The following is a 10,266-nucleotide window of genomic DNA, read 5'->3' as shown; positions in this document are numbered from 1 at the left end:
GACCGCTTGAAGGCTTCGCTATGCGTTCGCCGACTCCGGCGCGGGATAACCACATCCATGGTGTCCACCATCGAAAATTAGTGGACACGATCTTCAATGGGCTAGGCGGCTGGGGGAAGGTGGGTTCGCCGGGTGCTTACGTTCGTCGACGGTTACCGGAGCCTTGTTGTACAACTCAGCGGCTCCTTTGATAGCCGCGTAGGCCTCCCGATTGCGTTCATTGCTAAAACGCTCGGCGTGAACTTTTACCTCCCAGGATGCTGCGTCGCTGGATGAACTGGCCATATTGGATACTTCTACAGCCGCCTCCATCGACTTAGCGCTGGCGCTCTGGTACACGATGAAATTGGCGTCCAGCCCCCGGCGGAACGTCCCTTCCTTGAAGTCGAGCCACGCTAGTCCGATGGCTTCTTCGAATGTGCTGTTCTTGGTGGTGGGCGTCAGTGCCCGCTTCATTTGCATTCGCAGCGTCCCGGTATCGCCGTCAGGCGCTGCGATGGTCAGGACTAAATCGTCGGTGTTGTGCTTGTGAACCCGGCCTTGGAAGGTCAGCTTAACGATGGCGAAGTTGTCCGGAACGCCAACGCAAGGCATTTCCGTACACATAGCCAAGAGCCTGACGGCTTGTACGCGATGTTCAAAGGCGACGCCGCGCGCACCGGTGGCGATTGGGCTGGAAAGCTTTTTCTGAACACCCCGCCTCTTTTCGGTAGGCTGCTCCGTCCGGTTTTCCTGCTCAACTCGTTTTCCACTTCTTCGCTGGCTCTTATTGGTCGGCGTGCTCATCAGGTCTTTCGGTGTATTGAATTTCGTTATGTTAGCTAGGTTCCCAGACAGGTACAGCGCTGCGCCATGAGGAACTCGATTTACTGAGCAGCCACTATCCTATGTGGAGGGAGCGCTACCGGCCAGGAGAATGAACAAGGGGTAGTCTGCCCCCGACTCTCCATGCCGGTGTCGCCGACTAGACGCGATGCCATGAGGAACCAAGCGCGTGGCTTAGCTACTGCGCCGAGAAAGGGCACTGGTTCCATCGAAGTGGCAAGCCACTTCGTCCTCGTTCTTCAGGATGATTTGCTGCGCCTGCGGCGTCACCGCTTGGCGCCCCTCGAACCCGAGATGCCTGAGCAGGTAGAAAAGCAGCGCCTGCCGACACTGGAGACGCGCTTCCCCGTCCTCCATGCCGTAATCAAGTTCAATGACTTTCCGCTGCGGCGGGGGCAACCCCGGATGCGGCGCGATGACCAAGGTGACCATCGTGTGCCAGGCGCGGTCGTCCTCCGGTGAAACGGTCGAGGCGCTACCCGGCCGAATGGCGAGCATGCGCGCAATCACGAAATCGCGGAACGACTGCCGCGAATGGCAGAACGCACGGACGTGCCACCGAAAACCGTCGAAAGCGAGGGCATGTGGCGAGAGCGTTCTGCTCTGGGGTTCCTCACTCGTAAGGGACTGGTATTTCACCTTGACCGTTTCACTGTTCCGTATCGCATGTAGCAGCCGGCCGAGGGTCTGCGTCGATACGAGGCGCGTCGGAACCGGCGTTACCCCGACCGGCGGAGCCCATCCGATGAACAAGCTCCCCTCAGAGCAGAGTCCGGAGGCCGACGCGAGCAGGTCGTTCAGGTACCGCTGAGGATTGTCCGTGTTGTATAGCGGCGCGAAGGATGTGCCGGAAAGGTAGGTCCGGGCGCTGGCGTCGTAACGGATGTTGTTCGGTGCCAGTTCCGTGTACCGGGCGATGTCGAGCGAGGCCTGCGGCACCGAGATGCCGAAGAACTCGATGAGGTCCGCCCGGTTGAGGCGGCCTTCCCAGCGCAAGCGGTAATCGATGAATTCGAGCCGGCGTTCCTGGCTCCAGCGGCCCGACGGGCGGGAAGCGCTTGGAACTGCGGGGGCAGTAGAAGTGGTGCGCGCAGTCATGGCGGCAATCTTATCGCGAATATAAAAACTATACGAGTATAGTTTTTATGCCTACAATGCCGTTGTGATTTCAACGATAGTGCCTGCTGCCGTGGATTCCTATACTCGCTATGGACCAAGCTGCTGAACTTCCGCATCTCGACGATGCGGTCCCCGCGCCGGATTCGGTCGCCGAACTGCTCGACCTCACGAAACAGCAGCGAAACCTGCTCCTGCTGCGCCCGCTATTCCAGCTCGAACTCAACAAGCACAGCATCGGTTCCGAGGCGGCTGGCGCCGTGCCGCTTTTCAAGGACCTCGACACGCACTACCTGGTCCTTACGGCGCTGGACCAGATGATGGAAGGCACCACCATCCACATGGGCTGCACGCCGGCGGAGCTCATTGACCGCTTGATGGCGGTTGCGCAGGCGATGAAATCAAGCCTCAACGCGTCGCAGGCGCGCCGGGTGGCGGAAGTCATCCTCGATACCCTCGACAACAAGGCCAATGCGTACCGCGAGTTCGCCTTCGACTTCTTCGATGGGGGCGCTCGCCAGACAAAAACCGTACGTTTCCGGCTGGTCAGTTACGAGCCCGACCTCGAGGACGTGTACCGCTATCGTCCGACGGCCGAAGGCTATCTCGTCTATCTGGGGATGCTGGACCTTGCGCCCGAGGATGCCCAGGAACTCATGGAGAAGATGCTCGACCTGCTGGTGCAGCGAGGGCGCTTCGATGCGGCCCTCGAAATCGCCAAGCGGGCACGCACACTTTCCCTCGAGTATCGCCAATTCATCCGAGACCGACTGATGCAGGCGTATCGCGCGCCGGGGTCAGTGAACTGGACGAAGGAGGTGGCAGGGAAGCTTAAGGATGCCCGCGGCCACGTCGGCGCCCGCCAAGCCGAAGACCAGCGCATGACCGAGGCGGTGAGGGAAGCCTTACAGTCCGCCGAGGAAGCGAAAACGCGGCAGGACCTCGCGCAGCTGTTGAAAACGCTGCAGGGGGCAAGCGTGATACGGGCCAACCTCGTGAGCGACATTACGGTCGCCCCCGAGAAGTTTCTGCTGGCGCAGCGCGCACTCTTCCGGGCCCGGCGCCCGTCCGGGTTGCCGGACCTGGAAACCCGCCTCTTGCCCGAACTGCTCAAGCTCGGTCGCCACGTGTTGTCCGACCATGCGGACGACGCCATCAGCGGCTTGTACCCGGCCAAATGGCCGAAGGTGTATGGGCTCAACAATGTCTTCGGCCTGCTTCTCGAGCGGCGCGCCGAGGCGCTCGAGCCCGACGACGAAGAGGGCGAAATCGAGCCCTTCGTGCCTCTGCCCGAGCAGTTTCCCGCGGCCCTGGTCGCCGAGGTGCAGGCGTGGGTCGCGCGCAAATTCGAGGAAGCCGGGTCGTGCAGTGTCGATGCCCTGTTGGGCATGGCCGAATCGGAAGGCTTTGACCGGACCAGGCAGCGCTGTCTCGTGCTCATGATGTTCCGTAGCTACGCGCAGGCCGAAACCCTCTTTCCCGCGATGCGTGCCGAAGCCGATGGGCGCTTCGAGCGCGAAGCCGCGCAAGGCTCGAACCTGCACTTCTCCCGTCTCGAAGGGACCCGGTCATGACTGCTTCCATGAACAGGGCGCGGGACGCCGCGCGCCTCGTCTACAAGGCCATCCAGCCGGCCCTCTCGCCCGTCAATGACGCGCAGTACCGTGAGCTGCTGGACCTCTACCGCGCGGAACCGACTTTCGCCGCGATGGTGGAGGAAATCGCCGAGGGACTCGAGCTCGCCGTGCTCGACTTCAGCGAGCGGGGGCTCGTCGTCGTACCGACCTCGCGCGAGAGCAAGTTCGCCATGCGCATGACGGATATCCGTTCCGGGCTCAAGCCTGAGCAGAAGGCGGCGCTTGTCCTCGCACACGTCGCGGTGGCGGCCGTGTTCTATCCGACCACGAGCGGACTGGAGGACGACCGCTTCGTGCCGCCGCCCGCAAGTCTCGCGCAGTTTCGCGACACCTTGTTGGCCCTGGCGCGACGCATGAAGGACGGTGCAGAGGAGGAACCCGACCTCAAGGAGATTCCGGTCGAGCTCGCCCCGGGCTGGGAGCTCATCTGTTCGATGCCTCTGATGTTGCCCGGCGCCCAGCGGGCGTCGCCCGCTTCGGTGACCGGGCTCATCGGCCTTGCGCTCTTGCACATGGTGAACGGCGCCCTGGTGCGCATCGACCGGGAAGCTGCCGACGAAGCATTGGTGACCTATACCCCGACTCATCGCCTGCAGGTGCAACTTCGTGAGCTCACGTTGCGGCGTCTTTTCGAAATCGCCCAAGCGGGCACCGCGGCTGCAGGGGTCTAATCATGCAGAAGATTTCGCGCATCTACGTGGGCAACTACGGCGCTGACATGGCGTGGTACGACGGGGTGACCTTTGACCTCACCGACCCCGTCACCGGCGAGCCGACCGACACCATCCTGAACCTCGAGAACGGCGGCGGGAAAACCACGCTGTTGAGCTTCGTGTTTTCGTGCTTCGACACGCCGCAGGAACGCTTCCTCAAGCACATCCAGAACAAGAACCATCGCTTCAGCCAGTATTTCGCTCGCGAAGGACAGCCCGGCGTCATCCTCATCGAGTGGGTGATGCCGCCGCGAATTGCGGGCGGACAGCCTTACCGTCTGGTCCTCGGACAGGCGGTCGCAGTGAAGGCGGGCGCCGAGCGCGATGAAGTCGACCGCCTTTTCTTCAGCTTCGAGGCCAACAGCGCCCTGAACTTCGAGTCGGTACCTGCACCAAAACTCAACTTTGCCCCCGTTGGCAGCATGCTCGAACTGTCGCGCTGGATTCACGACGCGCACAAGCTCGCCCCGGACTTCTTCCAGACCAAGGTGCAGCAGGACTGGCAGAAGCACTTGCGCGAGGAGCGCCTCATCGACGTCGACATGCTCAAACTGCAGGTGAATTTCTCCGCAGAAGAAGGCGGCATCGACTCCGGGTTTCTAACCTTCAATTCGGAACCTGAATTCATCCGCAAGTTCTTCGGCCTGACCCTCGATGAAGGGCTGGCGGCCTCCGTGCGCCAAAGCGTGGTCGATGTCTGTGACAAGCTTCGGCGCAAGCCTCACCTGCAGAGGTGCCTGACCGAACTCACGCGTCTGCGCACTTCACTGCTCACCTTCAACGATTTCGCGGTCGCCTACAATGCATCCCGCAGCGCTCAGGATGCGGTGCTGCGCCGTGGGGCCGGTCTTGCGCGCGGCCTCGAGGCGATGGCGCTTGGGTTACGGGAGGAGGAAGAAGTCGCGGCCGCCAATGAGGCATCGCAGACCCTTTTGGCCAAGAACAAGGAACTCCTCGCGAAGCGGCACGCAGGGGAGGCCACGACGCTGCGTCTGCTACAGCTCACCCGCGCCCTGGAGAAAGCCTCCGAGCGCAAGGAGTCAGCCCAACGCGGCGTCGACGCCGCGCGGACGACCCAGCAGTGCGTCAGGGCGGCCAAGACTCGCGGTGAGATTGCCGCGCTCGAGGCCCGCTTGGAGGAGTTGGTTGCGAGTTCTGCCGCCGCGCGCGAAGCGCTCGAGCCTTGGCGAGACAAGGCAGAAACCCAAGGGGCGCTGCTGCGCCACGCGCTTCGCAGCGCCGAGCAGGCGCTGCGTGACCAGATGAGCGCAGCGGGTACTGAAGAGTCCGAAGCGGGCCAGCGTCTCGGCACGCTTGTGCAACGTCTGCGCGAGCTCGAGGCGGCCGTGCGCAAGCTCGATGCCGAGGAGGCGCGCCTGAACGCGGCCGAAGACGCCTATCTCACGGCGCTCGCCCAACTCATCGAGGAAGGCGTGCTCGACGAGGGTGAGGCCCCGTCGGCGGCCCTGTCACGCTACGCTGACCTCGCCTCTGAGAAACGCAGCGAGGAGCAACAGCGCCGCACTCAGGCCGCGACGTTTCGGGGGCAGGAGCGCGATGCACGTCAGCATGCCAAACAGGCCGAGCTTGATGCCGCCACGGCCGCGGGCAGCATCGCCCAGCATGAGGCGTTTGTCGCCGATGGCGAAGTCGAGCGCGAGAAGCTCTCGCAGTTGCCGATTCTGCGGCTGGTGGCCGAGGCCGACACCGCCGACCCCGAGTCGCCGGCTTTGTTGCCCGCCCTGGAGCGACTCATGCTGGCCGAGGAGCGCTCGGTGGCGCAACACGCGGTGCAGCTCTCGACGCTTGAAGCAAGCCGCAGCGCCATTATGGAGACCGGGGTCGCGGGGGGCTCGCGCGACGTCGATGAAGTCGTGGCGAGCCTTCGCGGACTGGGCGTGAAATCGGCCAAGTCTTTCAACACCTATCTCGCGCAAGCGATTCCGAATGCCGCAGCGGCCCGCGACCTGGTCCTGAGCAACCCGGCGCGCTTTCTGGGCGTGTCGGTCGCGTCCAGCGAGCTCACACGCGCCCGCGAACTCGTCGGTCAGGCGTTGCCGCTCGATGCTCCGGTGATGGTGTCGGTGGCCGCGCTGGAGCCCGAGGTGGCGGGCGAGGACCGCTTCGTGCTCCCCGCAGCCGATGACGCCGCCTTCAACCAGGAGGCGGCCCAGGTCCTGCTTCAGCAACTCGACGGTAAGATTGCCATCGCGGAACGGCAGCGTAATGCACACGCATTGCGCCACAAGGAGGCGGTGACCGCTCAGGAGCAGCTTCTGGCGTACGGCAAGCGTTTTGGCGGCGGTGCGCTCGCCCGTGCACAAGCCGAGATTGAGCGCTTGCGTGCCGAGGCGGCGGCCGCGTTGGCAAGGGCGCAGCTGTTCGAGGCGCAGGCCGAGGAGTATGACCAGCATGCCGAGGCGGCGATGGAGGCCGCGGACGGTTGCGCTCGTGGCGCGCAGACCGCCGAAATGCATCTGCGCGCAGTGCGCGGCTTCAGCCGGACTCACGATGCCGACCGACCGACGCGGCTCGCTCGTCTGCAGGCAATTTCCAACGAGCGCGCCGAACAGGACGCGCAGCGGGCTCAACTCGAAGCCGAGCAGACCGCGCTCGCCGCGGCGAAGGAGCGCGCCTTCCAGCGCAAGGTAGAACTCGGTGCCAAGTCGGGTGAGTTGCTCAAGGAGCAGCTGTCCGTAACGTACTGGCGAGAGGGCTTTCCGGCGGAAGAATGGTTGCAGGCACAGCCGCAAACGCTGGAGGTGTTACGTGCCCTGTACGCGGACGCGGAGCGGGTCTACAGCACCGCGGCCGAAGAGCGGCTGGGCGTGCTCCAGTATCAGGAGGAACAGGTGCGCAAGGACCTCGCCGCGCGGGAGCGGGGCTTCGCAGCGGAGTTCGCAGAGGTGCGTCCGGAGGACTACGAGCCCTACATCGCTATTCAGGATTTCACTGCGGAGCTCCGGCAATGTGCTGACACGCTCGCCCAGGCCCAGCATGCGCTCAAAGGCGCGGAACGCAACGAAACAGAGGCTGCGACGGAACGCAAAGTGTTCCGGAAGGACAACCCCCAGGTCGAGCCGGCAACGGCCAACATGCTGGCCCTTGATGACGCGGCGCTAGAGGAAACGCTGTCTCGTACCGTCTTGGCGCAACAGGAGGCGAGCGCCACGGCGCAGACTGCCCTGGCGGCAGTCCTCCGCTATAAGAGCGCGGCTCGTGATGCGGGTGACAAGGCCAGCAGCGCCGAGCAGTCGGCGGCGAGCCTGCGTGCGTCGTTGGGGGTGCCGGATTTGCTCGACGGCGAAGCGGAGACCCCGGATAGCGCATTCGCGCTACAGGCCACGGCCCTCGTCTCCGAGTTCAATCGCAAGCGTAACGAATCGGAGGGAGCACGCAAGGACGCCAACAAGGCCTTCGAGCGACTGAAGGCCGAGGCGGCGACGCCCACCATGCAGGAGGTGGAGGCCGACATTGCCGGCCAACTGCTTCGCAATGAGTTCGAGGCGGCCTGTGCGGACAGCGCCCGCCTGCTCGAAGGGCTCGACGACCGCATCGGCACCACGCAGTCGAGCCTCGATGGCATGCGCGAGGACTTCGATGCGTGCCTGGGCGAACTTCATAACCTTGCCGGTAGCGCCATCACCCTGCTTAACTCGGCCTGCACCAACAAGCGGGTGCCCGCCGGGGCGCCCTATGTGGGTGGCAAGCCCATCCTGAAGATGCGGGCACGCTTCAATGAGCTTGGGCATGACGTTCGCCGGCAGCAGCTTGGCAACTATCTCGACGACCTGATTGATTCGAAGACCGTACCGGTCAAGGGGGCCGACCTCGTCGCCGACGCATTGCTGCGCATCCACGGCAAGCCGTTGGGCCTGCAGATGCTCAAGATGGTCCCGGACGAGGCCCTCCAGTATGTCGCCGTGGACAAAATACAGAACTCCGGCGGCGAGGGTGTCGTGATGGCGATGTTCCTCTACATGCTTACCAACCAGCTGCGCGCCGAGACCCAAGCAAAACTCAAGAAGGCGGGCGGCGGACCGCTCATCCTGGACAACCCGTTTGCCAAGGCCACCACGCCCACCCTGTGGAAAGCGCAGCGATTGCTCGCGCAGGCGATGGATGTGCAGCTCATCTTCGCTACCGCACTGCCCGATTACAACACTGTGGGTGAGTTCGGACGCTTCGTGCGTTTGCGCAAGGCGGGCAAGAACACGAAGACCGGCCGCTGGCACATCGAAGCCGTGGACTTCAAGCTTAACGAGGAGCGTCCGGTTGCAGAGGTCGCGCGATGAGCGACGCATTCCTGGAGGCACTGCGGACCGGCACCCGAAAGCGCATCTCGCTGGATGACGTCCGACGGGCCTTCTTTGCTGCGCATCCGGAAGTCCTCACCAATCCTGGTCGCAGCGCGCTCCTCCTTGAGCGCCTGCGAGCCCTCGAGGAGGCGGGCGCGCTCGTGTTGCCGGCGGCCGGAAGCTGGGAGAAGGTCGGTAACCCGCCATTGCCGACCTGGGTGCAGGTCACGCGCGACCCGGCGTTGGTGTCGGCAGTGGACTACGCGGCGGTACCGTGGGTCCCGGAACTCGGATTCTGGCCTGAGCTGAAGCCCCCCGCCTTGGAGGCGGCCCGGACCATCAACGATTTTCTGCTGCGCCGGCGCACCACGCTGACGATGGTGCCCATCAAGGAGCGCTCACTGGAAATCTTCGGCGACGAAAAGCGCCTCGACGCCCTGCGCGCCAGCGGCGACAACAGTCTTTTTGGCGGTCGGCTCCCCCTGTCGGCCCTGGGCGCCTTCGTGGTGCCGTCCCCCTTGCCCTATCGTTTGGCCGATGCCGCCGGTCAGCCCGTGCTCGTTGTCGAAAACCACAACAGCTTCTGGAGCTTCGGCGAGTGGAACCAACAAGCGAGGCGCTACGCCGCCGTGGTGTACGGTTCGGGCAAGGCCTTTCAGGGCAGCGGCAATGCGCTCGAGCAGGTGCTGCACGAGGTTGGCGGCGTAGGCGCGCTCTACTTGGGTGACCTGGACCCGGCCGGCGTACGCATCCCGCTGGAGTTCAACCTTACTCGTGGAGATGGCTACACCCCGGTCAGGCCGGCGGTTGAACTCTATCGCTGGCTACTCGAAAACGGGCGACGGAGGCCGCTCGAGGAACGACAAGAAAGAGCCGGGCATATTGCACGGAACTGGCTCGGCGCAGAGCTCGGCGGCGAGTTGACCGCGCTGTGGGATGCGGGGCAGTGGGTTCCCCAGGAATCCTTGGGTTTCGAGCGCCTGACGGCGGGGGCAGGGGCTTTTCCCCCAAGTTAGTACAGGCAATCACGCTGAGAGCACCAAGCCCTGTCGTGAGGTTTTCGGCGGCGGGCTGGGGCGCTGTCTCATGTGGCAGGGTCCGGCGCCTTCGAATCTAGCTGGTCCTGGCCAGACAGCAGACGTGACAACGGGCCGCGCGTGACGTCCATGGCGTCGGCTTGGGAAAGCGCCCAGGCAACCCACCGCTCGAGTTCCTCGGGATGATGCGCCGCCTCCGGATGGTTCCGGATGGCCAGCACAAACGCGCGTATATCCGCCGCGCGTCGCCAGTTCTGTGCGTCGGATATCAGCCGGTCCCTCCGTTCGGCTTCTTTCCGGAGCAAAGCTTCACGTCGTTCCTGCTCTGCGCGTTCTCGCGCGGCGCGCGCGGCCTCGTCCCGGCTTCGTTTTCGTTCGGCGAGCCACTCGTAATGCCGCAGCGTCCCCGCACGGTACTGGAGCTCACCGAAGACGAGGAGGTGAACGACGATATCGTGCAGTCGGCCCTCCAAGGGCTCGGTCTCGGAGTCGTTCCATTGTAAGCACCCGGCGAACCCACCTTCCCCCAGCCGCCTAGCCCATTGAAGATCGTGTCCACTAATTTTCGATGGTGGACACCATGGATGTGGTTATCCCGCGCCGGAGTCGGCGAACGCATAGCGAAGCCTTCAAGCGGTCG

7 protein-coding genes are annotated in these 10,266 nt (G+C 64.0%); 4 read left to right on the top strand and 3 right to left on the bottom strand.

Going from position 1 to position 10,266, the window contains the following annotated elements:
• Nucleotides 1-93: 93 nt before the first annotated feature.
• Both ROZ37_RS21825 and ROZ37_RS21820 read right to left on the bottom strand, forming a co-directional pair.
• Nucleotides 94-786: a hypothetical protein gene (locus ROZ37_RS21825; protein ID WP_312662820.1), complete on the bottom strand. Its 693-nt coding sequence runs from the start codon at nucleotides 784-786 to the stop codon at nucleotides 94-96.
• Between the two features lie 213 nt (nucleotides 787-999).
• The gene (locus ROZ37_RS21820) at nucleotides 1,000-1,923 is read right to left on the bottom strand and encodes a WYL domain-containing protein (protein ID WP_312662819.1); all 924 of its coding nucleotides are present in this window, start codon (nucleotides 1,921-1,923) and stop codon (nucleotides 1,000-1,002) included.
• A 110-nt stretch (nucleotides 1,924-2,033) separates the two neighbouring features.
• Between ROZ37_RS21820 and ROZ37_RS21815 the strand changes: the two genes are divergently transcribed.
• From ROZ37_RS21815 to ROZ37_RS21800, 4 genes are read left to right on the top strand one after another with little or no spacing between them, the layout of a single operon-like run.
• On the top strand, nucleotides 2,034-3,515 hold the full coding sequence (locus ROZ37_RS21815) for a hypothetical protein (RefSeq protein WP_312662818.1): 1,482 nt from the start codon (nucleotides 2,034-2,036) through the stop codon (nucleotides 3,513-3,515).
• Complete coding sequence (locus ROZ37_RS21810; RefSeq protein WP_312662817.1) at nucleotides 3,512-4,249, top strand: hypothetical protein; 738 nt, start codon at nucleotides 3,512-3,514, stop codon at nucleotides 4,247-4,249. Before ROZ37_RS21815 ends, ROZ37_RS21810 begins: the two co-directional genes overlap by 4 nt.
• Before the next feature lie 2 nt (nucleotides 4,250-4,251).
• Nucleotides 4,252-8,586, top strand: a complete 4,335-nt coding sequence (locus ROZ37_RS21805; protein ID WP_312662815.1) for a hypothetical protein — start codon at nucleotides 4,252-4,254, stop codon at nucleotides 8,584-8,586.
• On the top strand, nucleotides 8,583-9,605 hold the full coding sequence (locus ROZ37_RS21800; RefSeq protein ID WP_312662812.1) for a Wadjet anti-phage system protein JetD domain-containing protein: 1,023 nt from the start codon (nucleotides 8,583-8,585) through the stop codon (nucleotides 9,603-9,605). Before ROZ37_RS21805 ends, ROZ37_RS21800 begins: the two co-directional genes overlap by 4 nt.
• A gap of 68 nt (nucleotides 9,606-9,673) precedes the next feature.
• Here the strand turns inward: ROZ37_RS21800 and ROZ37_RS21795 are convergent, their stop codons facing one another.
• Nucleotides 9,674-10,099, bottom strand: a complete 426-nt coding sequence (locus ROZ37_RS21795) for a hypothetical protein (RefSeq protein ID WP_312662809.1) — start codon at nucleotides 10,097-10,099, stop codon at nucleotides 9,674-9,676.
• Between the last annotated feature and the right edge of the window lie 167 nt (nucleotides 10,100-10,266).

The organism is Aromatoleum sp. (assembly GCF_032027225.1).
GTDB lineage: Bacteria > Pseudomonadota > Gammaproteobacteria > Burkholderiales > Rhodocyclaceae > Aromatoleum.
This window is presented reverse-complemented; position numbering and strand designations above follow the sequence as displayed.

Bases quoted from the DNA above. Each gene is read 5' to 3' on its own strand.
- ROZ37_RS21815 (WP_312662818.1), top strand. From the start codon at position 2,034: ATGGACCAAGCTGCTGAACTTCCGCATCTCGACGATGCGGTCCCCGCG.
- ROZ37_RS21825 (WP_312662820.1), bottom strand. From the start codon at position 786: ATGAGCACGCCGACCAATAAGAGCCAGCGAAGAAGTGGAAAACGAGTT.
- ROZ37_RS21805 (WP_312662815.1), top strand. From the start codon at position 4,252: ATGCAGAAGATTTCGCGCATCTACGTGGGCAACTACGGCGCTGACATG.
- ROZ37_RS21800 (WP_312662812.1), top strand. From the start codon at position 8,583: ATGAGCGACGCATTCCTGGAGGCACTGCGGACCGGCACCCGAAAGCGC.
- ROZ37_RS21810 (WP_312662817.1), top strand. From the start codon at position 3,512: ATGACTGCTTCCATGAACAGGGCGCGGGACGCCGCGCGCCTCGTCTAC.
- ROZ37_RS21820 (WP_312662819.1), bottom strand. From the start codon at position 1,923: ATGACTGCGCGCACCACTTCTACTGCCCCCGCAGTTCCAAGCGCTTCC.